At 70.4% G+C, this 12,546-nt stretch carries 13 protein-coding genes; 9 read left to right on the top strand and 4 right to left on the bottom strand.

Annotation, left to right across the window (positions count from 1 at the left end):
* Nucleotides 1–50 precede the first annotated feature (50 nt).
* From ACJX2R_RS48780 to ACJX2R_RS48770, 3 genes are all read left to right on the top strand, one after another.
* On the top strand, nucleotides 51–437 hold the full coding sequence (locus ACJX2R_RS48780; protein WP_413105419.1) for a VOC family protein: 387 nt from the start codon (nucleotides 51–53) through the stop codon (nucleotides 435–437).
* A gap of 97 nt (nucleotides 438–534) precedes the next feature.
* On the top strand, nucleotides 535–1,164 hold the full coding sequence (locus tag ACJX2R_RS48775) for a TetR/AcrR family transcriptional regulator (RefSeq protein ID WP_413105418.1): 630 nt from the start codon (nucleotides 535–537) through the stop codon (nucleotides 1,162–1,164).
* Entirely contained in the window at nucleotides 1,161–2,018 is an 858-nt protein-coding gene (locus ACJX2R_RS48770; RefSeq protein WP_413105417.1) for an SDR family NAD(P)-dependent oxidoreductase, read from the top strand. Before ACJX2R_RS48775 ends, ACJX2R_RS48770 begins: the two co-directional genes overlap by 4 nt.
* Before the next feature lie 75 nt (nucleotides 2,019–2,093).
* On the opposite strand, the gene ACJX2R_RS48765 is transcribed toward ACJX2R_RS48770, so the two are convergent.
* Nucleotides 2,094–3,146, bottom strand: coding sequence for a fatty acid desaturase family protein (locus ACJX2R_RS48765; protein WP_413105416.1), 1,053 nt, complete (start codon nucleotides 3,144–3,146; stop codon nucleotides 2,094–2,096).
* A 209-nt stretch (nucleotides 3,147–3,355) separates the two neighbouring features.
* Nucleotides 3,356–4,552, bottom strand: a complete 1,197-nt coding sequence (locus tag ACJX2R_RS48760) for an aromatic ring-hydroxylating oxygenase subunit alpha (RefSeq protein WP_413105415.1) — start codon at nucleotides 4,550–4,552, stop codon at nucleotides 3,356–3,358.
* Nucleotides 4,553–4,684: 132 nt separating this feature from the next.
* On the opposite strand from ACJX2R_RS48760, the gene ACJX2R_RS48755 reads away from it, so the two are divergent.
* Both ACJX2R_RS48755 and ACJX2R_RS48750 read left to right on the top strand, forming a co-directional pair.
* On the top strand, nucleotides 4,685–5,266 hold the full coding sequence (locus ACJX2R_RS48755; protein WP_413105414.1) for a TetR/AcrR family transcriptional regulator: 582 nt from the start codon (nucleotides 4,685–4,687) through the stop codon (nucleotides 5,264–5,266).
* Nucleotides 5,263–6,195 carry a phosphotransferase family protein gene (locus tag ACJX2R_RS48750; protein ID WP_413105413.1) on the top strand — a complete coding sequence of 311 codons (933 nt, stop codon included), beginning with the start codon at nucleotides 5,263–5,265 and terminating at the stop codon, nucleotides 6,193–6,195. The genes ACJX2R_RS48755 and ACJX2R_RS48750 overlap by 4 nt, the downstream gene beginning before the upstream one ends.
* Nucleotides 6,196–6,453: 258 nt before the next feature.
* Here ACJX2R_RS48750 and ACJX2R_RS48745 read toward each other — a convergent pair whose 3' ends face one another.
* Nucleotides 6,454–7,341 carry an aldo/keto reductase gene (locus ACJX2R_RS48745; protein ID WP_413105412.1) on the bottom strand — a complete coding sequence of 296 codons (888 nt, stop codon included), beginning with the start codon at nucleotides 7,339–7,341 and terminating at the stop codon, nucleotides 6,454–6,456.
* Nucleotides 7,342–7,424: 83 nt separating this feature from the next.
* On the opposite strand from ACJX2R_RS48745, the gene ACJX2R_RS48740 reads away from it, so the two are divergent.
* Both ACJX2R_RS48740 and ACJX2R_RS48735 read left to right on the top strand, forming a co-directional pair.
* A complete protein-coding gene (locus ACJX2R_RS48740; RefSeq protein WP_413105411.1) occupies nucleotides 7,425–8,003 on the top strand; it encodes a TetR/AcrR family transcriptional regulator in 579 nt (192 codons plus the stop codon).
* Between the two features lie 488 nt (nucleotides 8,004–8,491).
* Nucleotides 8,492–9,850: an alpha/beta hydrolase gene (locus tag ACJX2R_RS48735; protein WP_413105410.1), complete on the top strand. Its 1,359-nt coding sequence runs from the start codon at nucleotides 8,492–8,494 to the stop codon at nucleotides 9,848–9,850.
* A gap of 252 nt (nucleotides 9,851–10,102) precedes the next feature.
* Here the strand turns inward: ACJX2R_RS48735 and ACJX2R_RS48730 are convergent, their stop codons facing one another.
* Nucleotides 10,103–10,939 carry a helix-turn-helix transcriptional regulator gene (locus tag ACJX2R_RS48730; RefSeq protein ID WP_413105409.1) on the bottom strand — a complete coding sequence of 279 codons (837 nt, stop codon included), beginning with the start codon at nucleotides 10,937–10,939 and terminating at the stop codon, nucleotides 10,103–10,105.
* A 165-nt stretch (nucleotides 10,940–11,104) separates the two neighbouring features.
* On the opposite strand from ACJX2R_RS48730, the gene ACJX2R_RS48725 reads away from it, so the two are divergent.
* Nucleotides 11,105–11,548: a nuclear transport factor 2 family protein gene (locus tag ACJX2R_RS48725; RefSeq protein ID WP_413105408.1), complete on the top strand. Its 444-nt coding sequence runs from the start codon at nucleotides 11,105–11,107 to the stop codon at nucleotides 11,546–11,548.
* Complete coding sequence (locus ACJX2R_RS48720) at nucleotides 11,545–12,411, top strand: NAD(P)H-binding protein (RefSeq protein WP_413105407.1); 867 nt, start codon at nucleotides 11,545–11,547, stop codon at nucleotides 12,409–12,411. Before ACJX2R_RS48725 ends, ACJX2R_RS48720 begins: the two co-directional genes overlap by 4 nt.
* Nucleotides 12,412–12,546: the final 135 nt, after the last annotated feature.

Here is a 12,546-nt window from a genome sequence, read left to right as displayed (position 1 = left end):
GCAGTACAGTGTACTGTGTATAGAGATATCCTCTCACCCCAGGACGGATCATGAACATCACCTCCACCGCCATCTCCTTGACCGTTGACGACGTCCCCGCGTCCACCGCGTTCCTGGTCGAGCACTTCGGCTTTCAGGAAGCCGTGGCCGCCGACGGCTTCGCCTCGCTGGTCCGCGAGGACGCCGCCAACGTGATCTTCTTGCGGCGCGGTATCGAGGTCCTGCCCGAAGGCTTCCGGGACCGGCACGCCGCAGGCGTGATCATCGCGTTCACCGTGAACGATCTGGACGCCGAGTACGAGCGGCTGCGGAGCGAGGGAGCCCCCATCACCATGCCGCTGCGCGAAGAGCCCTGGGGCGAGCGCCTCTTCCAGGTCACCGACCCCAACGGCGTCATCCTCCAGCTCGTCGCCTGGGCCGTCCCCGCGCACGATTGACGGCTGCGGGGCCGGCCGCGGCGTCGGCCCTCGGTGAACATCTCGTAGTCGATTGCGAACCGGTACGTCTCGGTTCGATTCATGTAGCCTCGGAACCATGCCGTCCGCACCCGAGCCGATCCGACCCGGCCGCAAGCGCAGTGAGAGCAGTCGCAGCGCGATCCTCACCGCCGCCTGGGAGCTCACCGTCGAACTCGGCTATCCGGGCCTGACGGTGGAGGGAATCGCCGCGCGGGCGGGCACCGGCAAGCAGACCGTCTATCGCTGGTGGCCGTCCAAGGCCGATGTGCTGCTCGACGCGCTGGTGCTCAAGGCCGACGTCCAGATCGGGCTCGACGACCACGGCAGCTACGCGGCAGACCTGCGCCAGTTCCTCGATCGGTCGTTCGCGCTGGGCCTGGACCCCTCGGTGATGCGCGTGATGCGCACGCTGATGGCCCAGGCCCAGATCGACCCGGAGTTCGGCGCCTGCTTTCGTGAACAGTTCCTCGCCCGTCGCCGCGTCGCCTTCGAGGTCCTGGCGGGCCGCGCCGTCGAGCGGGGGGATTTCCCGGCGGGCCGTTCACCGGCGCTCGACGCGCGGATCGTCTTCGGCCTGCTCTGGTACGAGGTGCTCGCCGCACCTCCACCGTTCGATTCCGGCTCCGCCGACGCGGCCCCCCATGCCCTCGTCGACGCCCTCCTCGGCCTCCTCACCCGCAGTCTCGCTCCGGAGGAACTGGCATGACCACCACGGCCACCACGACCATCGCGATCACCGGGGCCACCGACGGCCTCGGCCGCGCCCTCGCCGTGCGCCTCGCGGCCGACCGCGACGTCCGGCTCGTCCTGCACGGCCGCGACCCCGCCAAACTCGAGCGGGTCGTCGCCGAGATCGAAGGCGCCGGCGCCGCCGCACCCGTCACCGCGACCGCCGACCTGTCCGACCTCGCCCAAGTGGCCCGGCTGGCCGACACGATCGCGGACAGCGTCGACAATCTCGACGTACTCGTGAACAACGCGGGCATCGGCTCCGGCGAACCCGACGGACGCCACCGCCGCACCAGCCGCGACGGCCATGAGCTGCGCTTCGCGGTGAACTACCTCGCGGCGTTCGTCCTCACCGAGAACCTGCTCCCGCTCCTGCGTGCCTCCGCGACCACGGAGCACGCCGCCCGCGTCGTCCACGTCTCGTCCCTGGGCCAGCATCCACTCGACTTCGACGACCTCATGCTCGAACACGGATACTCGGGCACACGCGCCTACGGCCAGAGCAAACTCGCGCAGATCATGCACTGCTTCGACCTCGCCGAACGGTTCGCGCCCACCGAACTGACCGCCACCTGTCTGCACCCCGGCACCTATATGCCGACCAAGATCGTCCTGTCCGAGATCGGTGTCACCGCCGACACCCTGGAGTCCGGGGTCGAGGCCACCCGCCGACTCGCCGTCGACCCTGCTCTGGAAGGCACCACCGGCCAATTCTTCGACCGCCTCCGGCCCGCCCGCGCCACCGACCAGGCTTACGACGAACAAGCCAGAGCGGCCCTGCGTGCCCGCAGCCTCGCGCTCGTGAACGGCCACCTCACGACGGCGCACTGACCCCGAATCCGCTCAGCGGACCCACGGCAGGGACACCGGGACCCGACCGCCCCTCGGCCCGGCAGCCGACGGCGCTCAGTCGGGCCGGACCGCACCGCCGACCGTGTGCATGTGCCGGAGCCCTTGCCGGTACGAGTCGAGCAGCCCGGTCTCGGCGTACAAGAGCCCGAGGTCGCGGCAGTGTTCCCGGACCAGAGGCTGTACGAGCCTGAGGTGGGGCCTGGGCATGTTCGGGAAGAGGTGGTGTTCTATCTGGTAGTTCAGCCCGCCGAGGAGCCAGTCCGTGACCGGCCCGCCCCGGACGTTCCGCGAGGTCAGGACCTGGCGGCGCAGATGGCCCCAGCGCTCGCCCGCCGGGTCGGGCATGTCCATGCCCTTGTGATTGGGCGCGAAGGCCATGCCCAAGTGGAGCCCGAAGAGCGCCTGGTGGAGCAGCGCGAACGCGATGGCCTTGCCCACCGGCAGACAGGTGAGCAGCAGGGCGCCGTAACCGACCGTGTGCAGTGCCAGCAGCGCGCCCTCGACGGCCCGCTCGCGCACCGGCTGCCGCCGCAGGTCCTGGACGCTGCTCACCTTCAGGGCGATTCCTTCGAGCAGCAGCATCGGGAAGAACAGCCAGGCCTGGTGGCGGGTGACCCACCGGGCGAATCCGCGGCGCACGGCGGCCTGCTCCGCGGTCCACACGAGTGCGCCGGCGCCGACGTCCGGGTCCTTCTCGATGTGGTTGGGGTTGGCGTGGTGCCGGTTGTGCTTGTCGTTCCACCAGGCGTAGCTCATGCCCAGGAGCAGATTGCCGTGGAGTAGCCCGATGGCGCGGTTCGCCCGGCGGCCGACGGCGATCTGGGCGTGTCCGGCGTCGTGGCCGACGTAGGCGGTGCGGGCGGACAGGACGGCGAGCGGCACGGCGAGCAGCAGCGTCCACCAGGTGTCCCCGGCGAGGACCAAACCCGCCACCACGGCGGCCAGGGCGAGGAGGTTCACGGTGATCATCCGCGCGTACCAGCCCTTGCGACGCTCCAGCAGCCCCCGCCCCCTGACCTTCCGCAGCAGGGGGGTGAACTCACTCCCCTGCTGCGCGGGGGCGCCGACGGGTGCGGTGCATGCGGACGGCGCGGTGGTCTGAGACATGGAGGGCTCCGGTCCTGAATCGGTCAGCAAGGTTCTGACCTGCCTAAACGTACGGACCGGGGACGGTGCGACGCCATGGCGTCAACACCCCGGCCACACGGGGGCCAGCCCCAGGACCCCGGAGGGGGCTAGCGACACCCCCAACCCGGCCTTCCTCCTCGGCAGGGGCTATCGCGCACCCGGCGAAGCGTGCCCTCGGGCAACGGTGATCAGCTCGGTGAGCAGAGCGCCGCGTCGGCGGGACAGGGCGTCGAGGACGCGCTCGTGCCGTTCGCCAGCGAGCGGTAGGCCTCGAGGACGAGTCCGTGGAAGTGGTGGACACCGTGCTCGGAGAGCCCCGGTGCCCGCTCGGGGTCGTAGACGATCCGGCCCTGGCCGAAGGCGGGCGTGCCCATGCCGCGTTGTACGCTCTCGACCAGGTCGATGTCCTGCACTTGCAGCACCTCGTCGATGTACCGCACCGACTGCTCCTCCGCCTTGTTGAGCTCCGGGCCCTCCAGGAAGAAGTCCCAGGTCTCCACGGTTCGGTCGGGCCCGGCCGGCAGCACCTGGAAGATCATGAAGTTGCCCCGCCCGGGGTAGCGCAGCAGGCATGTGTTGGGCCACAGCCACCACACCGCATGCTCCTTGACGGTCGCGCCGGACACGTCGTACGCGATGTTCTCGGACGTGCCCGCGTCCGCGAAGTGGCTCGACCAGATGCCGTGGGTCTTCACGTCGTAGGTGTCCATGTCCACCAGCGACACGAACTCCTTGTGCGCGATGTGGCAGTGGTAGCACTCCAGGAAGTTGTCGATGACGTTCTTCCAGTTGGTCTTGACGTCGTAGTTCAGACGCCTCGCGTGGGTGAGCCCGGCGATGTCCGGTGCCCGCTGGGTGATCTCGGCGGCGAGGTCGGGAGCCTGCTCCGCCAGGGGCCGGGCGGCCGGGTCGAGGTTGACGTAGACGAAACCGCAGAACTCCTCGGCCTGGATCCGGTCGAGGTAGATCCCGGACCTGTCGAAGGTGTCCATCCTGGCCGTCTGCCGTGCCCCCACCAAGGCGCCGCCCAGGTCGTACGTCCACGCGTGGTACGGGCACACGATGGTGCGCGTCGTCCCCTCGCCCGACAGGAGTTCATGCGCCCGGTGCTTGCAGACGTTGTAGAAGGCGCGCAGCCGCTTCGACCGGTCGCGGATCACGACCACCGGCATCCCGGCGACGGTCGTGGTCACGTAGCTGCCCGGCCGCGTCAGCTTCTCCACATGACAGACCCACTGCCACGTGCGGCCGAGAATGGCCTCGAGGTCCACGGCGTGCCACTTCGGGTCGGTGTAGGCCTCAGACCGGAGGGACATGGACTTCGCGGGGTCCTGGTCATAGCCGAAGGCGATCGTCTCGGCCTCTTCCGCGGTGAGAGTAGCCATGTCCCGGAAGATAGGCCGGATTGGACGATCGTTCAATGCCTCGCGACGATCGGCCCCGCCGGTGCGTGGACACGAGGTCGACGTGGGGTGGCCCACGCGTGGTGTGGTCCAGTAGCGGCTAGTCTCGTGCGGGTGGGTGACACGACTGCGGAGCATGCGAAGAAGCTCGACCGGGAGGAGCAGATCCTCGACGCCGTTCTCACCCTCCTGTCGCGGCAGGGAATCTCGGGTGTCAGCATGCGCGCGGTGTCGCGGCAAGCCGGTGTCTCACTGGGACTGGTCAACTACTACTACGGCGACAAGGACACTCTCATCTGCGCGGCCCTGCGCCGCATCGAGAGAGAGGACATGGCCATGGTCGCCCCGGACCCGGCCAAAAGCCCGGAGGACAACCTCCGGGCGGTGCTCCGCCGTGTTGCCAGGTCCGAATTCCTGACGACGGAATACCTCTCCCTGCGCCTGCAACTGTGGTCGCTCGCCCAGGTTCACCCGGTCTTCGGTGAGATCAACACAGCCGCGCAGAAGCGCTACCGAAAGGCCCTGGCGACGCTGATCCGTACCGCCCGGCCGGAGCTGTCGAGGACCGAGGCGAACAAGCGGGCCGCGGACATCGACATCGTTCAAAACGGCATGTGGCTCACGGCGCTGCTCGGCCTCGACCGCGCTTCGATCCGCCGAAGCGTCGCCCGCTGCGAAGAGATCGCCTTCCGATGACTCGAATGGGCCCGTTGACCCTGGCTTGGGTGAGTCGGCACCTTGAGGTCGGCGAACGGATCGTCAGGACCGAGGCCCTGCACGGCGGCATCACCGCCGACATGCGGCTGCTGACCATCGGCACGCGGGGAGGCACCCGCGACCTGGTGCTGCGGTCCTTCGTCAACGTGGAACACGCCGAGGACTGGCTGAACAGGGAGGCCGACGCCCTGACCCTGCTCGCGGGGACCGGCGTACCGGCTCCTGGACTGGTCGCGGTTGATCCGACCGCCGCGCATTGCGAGTATCCATCGCTCCTCATGACACATCTGGCGGGCCGGGTGGTCCTCGACGATGAGGGATGGGAGACGCGCGTTCCTCTGCTGGCCCGTCAACTCGTGGCGATCCACGCGGTGCGGCCCGCCGTGCGGCCCCGGGAGTACGTGGCGTGGACGACCGCCGACACCGTCGTCGTTCCGAAGGGCGCCGACGCGGCGGTATGGGCCGCGGCGATCGAGGTGATCCGCAAGCCCGCGCCGCCCTATGAAGAGCGGTTCCTGCACCGGGACTTCCAACCCGGCAATGTGCTGTTCGACGTGGAGCCCCCGAGCTCGGCAGGTCCTCGGATCACCGGCGTCGTCGACTGGGCAGCGGCCTCGTGGGGCCCGGCGGATCTCGATGTGGCGCATTGCTCCACCAATCTCGCGCTGCTGCACGGCCCGGCGTGGGGTCTGCGGTTCGCTGAGGCGTATGAGGAGGCCGGCGGGGTGCTGGCCGCGGACGCGAGCGAGCGGCTGTACTGGCGGGTGCGGGACGGGCTGGCGTGCTCGGAAGAAGTGCGGCAGGTGGGACAGCCATGGCGGGAGGCGGGGAGGACGGAGCTGACAACGCGAGCCGTGGAGGAGCGGCTGGATGCCTACGTCACCGCCCTGATGGGCGAGCTGGGCTGAGAGCCTGTGTCATATCCCCGGCCGGGCGTGCGACGCCTGGCACGCACGCTGATCCGACCGGGGATATGACACAGGCTCTCAGCCGAGGCGGTCCGGGGCGCGGGCAGGGCGGTGAATCGCCGTTGCCCGTCCCCCACCTCGATTCGGACAGCGGCATCGTTGGCCGTGACCACGCCCCCGTGGTCCGTGGCAGGACCCGAGACCCGGGAACATCGGTGCCAAGCGGCCGATGCCGTCGAGGAGCGCCGGAAGCACGGGCTATCCCTCCAGCGCGGCCAGCGCCTCCTCGTCGAGGATGACGTCGCCGGCAGCGAGGTTCTCCTCGAGGTGGTCGATGCTGCGGGTGCCGGGGATGAGAAGCGTCCGCGGCCCCCGGGCGAGCAGCCATGCCAGCCCGACCTGGGACGGGGTCGCGCCCAGTCGGGTCGCCACCTCGCGTACGGCGGGCCGGTCGGCGACCTTCGGCAGCTCCGGGAACCCCGACCCGAGCGGGAAGTACGGCACCCAGGCGATGCCGTGCTCGCGGCAGAGGTCGAGCAGGGGCTCGGACGAACGGTCGACGAGGCTGTAGGCGTTCTGCACGCAGACGACGCCGGCCGGCAGGGCGTGCCGCAACTGGTCGGCGTCGACGTGGCTGAGGCCGATTCCGCCGAGCAGCCCGGCGTCGCGCAGGGCGATCAGCTCGGCGAGCTGGTCGTCGAAGTCGACCCGCTGGTCGGCGGGGATTCCTTGCGTCCGGTACATCGGGTAGATGTTGACCACGTCGAGGCGCTCGGCGCCCAGCGTGCGCAGGTTCGCCTCCAGCTCGGAGCGGAGTTCGGCGGGCTTTTGCGCCGGACGCAGCCCGTACTGGCCGTTCGGGTCGCTGGTGGCACCGACCTTGCCGGCCAGCACCAGGTGCTCGGGGTAGGGACGCAGTGCGGCTCGGATGCGCGCGTTGACGCGGCCCGGTCCGTAGAACTCGGCGGTGTCTATGTGGTCGACGCCCAGCTCGACGGCCCGGCGCAGCACGGCGTGCGCGCGTTCGTCGTCGCCGTGCTCGAGCTGCATCGCGCCGTAGCCGATGCGGGCGACGGGGCGTCCGGCGAGAGACGTGCGCCCGCTGGGGTGTGGGCGTGCGCCCGAAGTGGTGCGGGTGGTGGTCATGGTGGGACTCCCGTGGAACGGTAGGCTCACGGTTAAGCGGAGGGACCTCCGCAACGTACCACAATCGGAGGTGCCTCCGCTTCATGGCCGCTGTCGACCGTGAACCACGCCTGCGGGCCGACGCCCAGCGCAACCGGGACCGCCTCCTCGAGGTGGCCCGCGCCGCCTTCACCGCCGGACAGACGCCGACCCTGGAGGCCGTCGCCCGCGAGGCCGGTGTCGGGATCGGCACGCTCTACCGGCACTTCCCGACCCGCGAGGCGCTGATCGAGGCGGTCTACCGCGCCGAGCGCGCGCAACTGTGCTCCCGCGTGGAGCCGCTGCTCGCCGAGCACGAGCCCGTCACCGCGCTGCGCACGTGGATGGACGACTACGCCGACTTCATCGCCACCAAGCGCGGTATGGCCGAGACACTCAAGGCGATCACCGCCGAGGGCACGGTCGCCTCCGCCCGCGCGCGGGCGAACATCAACGGCGCCGTCGGCGCGCTGATCGCCGCCGGAGCGCGGAAGGGCACGCTCCGGGCAGACGTGCGCCCCGACGACGTCGTCAGCACCCTGGTCGGGATCTTCCTCGCGACCGAAGACCGCGAGCAGGCCGGGCGGATGCTCGACCTGCTCGTCGACGGCTTGCGCGCCGGGACGTCGGCGAAGCGCGGCTGACGGGGTACGGGCGCTTCTCCCGAAGCCATGTCATCGTGCGGCCGATGCGACGGCCGCCCCTTCCGTGCCGCGGCGGTCGCCTCCGACCCCGCCGGTCCCCCGAGCGAGCTACTGATGTGTCCGCTCGGGGGTGAAGCCCGGCACCGGAGGTCTCTTGTTGACTCCCTGACTGTCAGCGCAGCGGTCGGACCGGCGGTCCGGCCAGGTCGAACACCAGGAGGGCGACACCAATGAGAACGATGCGCGATTCCGGAGGGTCCGGGTTCCCCGGGAGCCGCCGGTTCGCCGTGGCTCTGCTGGTTTCCACGCTGGCCGGCACCGGGCTGGCGGCATGTGACCGGGACGCCGGGGACACGGCACAGACGAGGGCGGGGAAGCAGACCGGGACGGCTGCCACGCAGACTGCGGACCACGTCAGGATCGCCTGGGGCAAGTGCCCTCGGCCGGCCAAACGATCGCCCCGGAATGCCCAGTTGACCTGCGGAACGTTGAAGGTCCCGCTGAACTACCGCGACCCGGACGGCACGCAGATCGACGTGGCGGTCTCCCGGCTGGCCACCGCCACGCCCGGCAAACGGCATGGCGTCCTGCTGCTCAACCCCGGCGGACCGGCCCTGGGCGGTCTCGACACACCCGGAACCATGGCGCCCACACTGCCGAAGTCCGTAACCGACCGCTACGATCTGATCGGTTTCGACCCTCGCGGTGTCGAGCACAGCACCCCGCAGAGCTGCGGTCTGAAGGACCCCGGCGTCTTCGCACTCTTCCCGTATCCCGCCGCGGACGGCTCGATCACCAAGAACGTGGCTCTCGCCAAAACCAACGCCAAGAGGTGCGCCGACACGGTGGGCGAGAACCTGAAGTACTTCAACACCGCCAACACCGCCCGCGACATGGACCGCATCCGCCAGGCGCTGGGCGAGAAGAAGATCTCCTATTGGGGCCAGTCCTACGGCACCTACCTCGGCGCCGTCTACCGGTCCCTGTTCCAGGACCGGACCGGTCGGATGATCCTTGAGGGCAACGTCAACGCCACCAAGGCGTGGGCCGATGAGGTGGCGGACACGTGGGGCAAGGGCATGGCCGACCGGTTTCCGGACGCGGCCGCCGTCGCCGCGGCCCAGGACGGCACCCTCGGGCTGGGCAACGGCGTCAAGGAGGTGACCGGGACCTACCTCGCCCTCGCCGACCGGCTCGACCGCAAGCCCGTACCGGTTCCCGGCACTTCGCTGTCGCTGGACGGGCCGCGGCTGCGGAACATCACCTACAGCATGCTCCTGCACGACGACACCCTCGCGCCCCTGACCCGGTTCTGGAAGGCGGCCTCCGATCTGGCCGGTGGTCACACCACGGACGCCGACAAGGCGGTGCTCCAGCAGATCTTCACCGAGACCTCGGGGCCTCCGGGCGTGCCCGCGGACAACCAGGCGACCATGTTCCTGGCTCTCACCTGCGGCGACGCGGAGTGGCCCCACGACCTCGACGGCTACGCCACCCGCACCGCCGCCAACCGGAAGGCATACCCGCTCACCGCGGGAATGCCGGCCAACGTCTGGACGTGCGCCTTCTGGAAGAAGCCGGCGGAAAAGCCGGTCGCCGTAACCGACGAGGGCCCGCGCAACACCCTGATCCTCCAGAACCGCCGGGACAACGCCACCGCATGGGAAGGCGGCGTCGGGCTGCACCGTGCCCTGGGCGACCGCTCCGCCTTCGTCGGCGTCGACAACGGCGGGCATTACGTCTACGACGCGGGTTCCGCCTGCGCCGACAAGGCCACCGTTGGCTTCCTGACCACCGGCCACCTGCCGGGCAAGGATGTCTACTGCACCGACGCTACGCAGAGGTGACCCGCGACGCGTGGTCAGACGTGCGTCGAGTTCTTCCCGTACGGCGACTCGGTTACGAGCTCCGGCACAGCGGAGCGGGCTTGCCGCGAGCAGCGGGACCGCGAGTACGGGCGGCGCGGTGAGCGCGGGCCGCCGTATGACGGTGCCGGCCAGCCGTCCCCACATGGGCGCCCGGGTGCCGGAGCGTCCACGGTTCGCCTCAGCCCAGGGCAGCCGCCCGCTGCGACGCTGTGAAGGGCTCACCGCGGGGTCCTATCGCGGGGTCCCGGTCCGGGCGAGTGCGATGGCGGTGGGGCTGCCGGGTTCCGCCGTGTACATCACCAGCTGCAAGTTGCTGCCGGGCAGCACCAGGGTGTGGCGCTCCACCTCCAGTTCACCCAGGTCCGGGTGGTGCAGGTACTTGCGCAGCGTCGGTACGGGGCGTACGTCGTGGTCGCGCCAGCCGGCGGCGAAGTCCGGGCTGTGCGCGGCGAACTCGTTGACCAGCTCGCCGAGGACGCGGTCGGCCGGATAGCGGGCACTGGCCGTGCGCAGTTCGGCGGCGGACTGCCGGGTGAACTCGCCCTCCGCGCCGGGCGGTGCCGAACAGAGGGAGTCGCCCAGCCGGAGGGCCAGCCGCACGGTGTTGCGCTCTTCGGCGGACAGCATCCCGAAGTCGGTGATCAACTCGGCTGCCGCTCTGTTCCAGGCCACGATGTCCTGCCGCTCGTCGACGAGGTAGGCGGGAATCGGGCCGAGCCGGTGCAGTAGCCGGTGGGCGTCGGCGGGCACCGGCCTCCGATCGGCGTTGGTGCCGGGCGGGATCTGGCCGGCCAGCCGCGCCAGGTGTTCGCGTTCGGCGCCGGTGAGCCGCAGTGCCGTCCCCAGCGCGGCCAGCACCTGCGGGGACGGGCGTGGCGCGCGGGCCTGCTCCAGCCGCTCGTAGTAGTTGACCGACACCCCGGCCAGTGCGGCCACCTCTTCGCGACGCAATCCGGGAGTGCGCCGGGCGCGGCGGCCCGGCGGGTGGATGGCCGTGGCCGGCACCTGGTCAGGGGGCAGTGCCTCCCGCCGGCGGCGCAGGAAGTCGGCCAGTTCGCTTCTGCTCACCCCATTCATGGTGGCAGGAGGTGCCCGGCATAGCCACGGACTGGTGGTCCCGGGCTCAGCTGTCAGTTCCCCGGCGGCAGGTCCGCGTCCAGTCTGGGCTTCACACCCAGTCCGGACTTGATACCGAGTCCGGACTTGACACCCCGTTGGATATTGGAGGACACCATGCCGCGCGCTCCCGAGGAAACGATGCGCCGACTGCTGGATCTGATGCTGGCCAAGGACATGGACGCCGTCGCCGACTTGTGGGCGGAAGACGGCACCGCCGAGTTCCCGTTCGCCGCCGGGGCCTCGCCGCGGCGGCTGGTCGGGCGGGAAGCGGTCCGTGGCTACCTGGCCGGCTTCCCCGAGGTGTATGACGTGCGAGAGGTCTCCGCGATCACCGTGCACCATACGGAACGGCCGGACACCGTTGTGGTGGAGTACCACGCGACCGGGCGCTCGGTGCGTACCGGAGACCCCTATCGGATGGACTACATCGTGGTGATCACCGTCCAGGACGGTCTGATCACCCGCTTCCGGGACTACTGGAACCCGCTGGCCAATGCCACAGCGGCCGGGGCACTGCCCGAACTGCTCAATTCGCTGCGCTCGGGGGCGGTCCGATGACCGGCGTGCTGGTGACCGGCGGCACCGGGAAGACCGGGAGCGCACTGGTGGAACTGCTGCGCGGCAACGGTGTGCCGGTCCGGGTGGCCAGCCGCCACCCGTCTGCCGGTGATCCTGACGCGGTCCGGTTCGACTGGGCGGACCCGGCCACCCACCCGGCCGCGTTGCGCGGGGTGGACCGGGTCTTCCTGGTGCCTCCGGTGAACACGGTGGACCCGATGCCGCTGGTCGGCCCGTTCCTCGCCGAGGCGCAGCGCCTCGGCGTGCGCCGGGTAGTGCTCCTCGGCTCCGCCGTCGTATTGCCGAACGCTCCCAGCGCGCTGGAGCTGGCCGCGCGGGTGCGGGCCCGGCCAGGGTGGGTGGTGCTGCGCGCGTCCGGGTTCATGCAGAACTTCCTGAGCCCGCACCCGGTGGGCGAGCGGATCCGGCGGTACGGCGAGATCCGCACCGCGGCCGGTGACGGCCGAGTGGGCTGGATCGACGCGCGGGACATCGCGGCGGCCGCCTCCGCCCTGCTGGCCGACCCCGGCGTCGAGCCGGGCGACCGGCGTGACCACCTGCTCACCGGGCCGAAGGCCATGAGCCTCCAGGAGGTGGCGGCGATCATCACCAGCCACACCGGACGGCCGGTCCGAGTGGTGGCGATCGGGACCGACGAGCAGGCGGCCAACTACCGCGCCGCGGGCATGTCCGCCGAGTTCGCCGCCGCCATCGCCGCCGTGGAAGACGGCATCAGGGCTGGTCGGGAGGACCAGGTCAGTACCGCGGTGCTGGATCTGACCGGCCGTCCACCCCGTACCTTCGCCGAATTCGTCCAGGAGCACGCGACCCAGTGGGCGGGCAAGGGGGTGCCCGAGCACTGACCGCCGGTGGTCGGCACGACGGCCAAGGCCGCCCGGCCGCGGTGCCGACCCCGCGTCCCGGCATCACGGTCGGCATCACGGTCGGCATCGCTGTCTCCTTGCGTTTGTGAGGATGCTGTGGGTGACGGGAAATAG

The organism is Streptomyces sp. Inha503, from assembly GCF_047215865.1.
GTDB lineage: Bacteria > Actinomycetota > Actinomycetes > Streptomycetales > Streptomycetaceae > Streptomyces > Streptomyces lycopersici.
The sequence above is the reverse complement of the archived record's forward strand: the minus strand, read 5'-3'. Positions and strand labels throughout refer to the sequence as shown.

Bases quoted from the DNA above. Each gene is read 5' to 3' on its own strand.
- ACJX2R_RS48770 (WP_413105417.1), top strand. From the start codon at position 1,161: ATGACCACCACGGCCACCACGACCATCGCGATCACCGGGGCCACCGAC.
- ACJX2R_RS48750 (WP_413105413.1), top strand. From the start codon at position 5,263: ATGACTCGAATGGGCCCGTTGACCCTGGCTTGGGTGAGTCGGCACCTT.
- ACJX2R_RS48745 (WP_413105412.1), bottom strand. From the start codon at position 7,341: ATGACCACCACCCGCACCACTTCGGGCGCACGCCCACACCCCAGCGGG.
- ACJX2R_RS48765 (WP_413105416.1), bottom strand. From the start codon at position 3,146: ATGTCTCAGACCACCGCGCCGTCCGCATGCACCGCACCCGTCGGCGCC.
- ACJX2R_RS48720 (WP_413105407.1), top strand. From the start codon at position 11,545: ATGACCGGCGTGCTGGTGACCGGCGGCACCGGGAAGACCGGGAGCGCA.
- ACJX2R_RS48740 (WP_413105411.1), top strand. From the start codon at position 7,425: ATGGCCGCTGTCGACCGTGAACCACGCCTGCGGGCCGACGCCCAGCGC.
- ACJX2R_RS48775 (WP_413105418.1), top strand. From the start codon at position 535: ATGCCGTCCGCACCCGAGCCGATCCGACCCGGCCGCAAGCGCAGTGAG.
- ACJX2R_RS48780 (WP_413105419.1), top strand. From the start codon at position 51: ATGAACATCACCTCCACCGCCATCTCCTTGACCGTTGACGACGTCCCC.
- ACJX2R_RS48760 (WP_413105415.1), bottom strand. From the start codon at position 4,552: ATGGCTACTCTCACCGCGGAAGAGGCCGAGACGATCGCCTTCGGCTAT.
- ACJX2R_RS48725 (WP_413105408.1), top strand. From the start codon at position 11,105: ATGCCGCGCGCTCCCGAGGAAACGATGCGCCGACTGCTGGATCTGATG.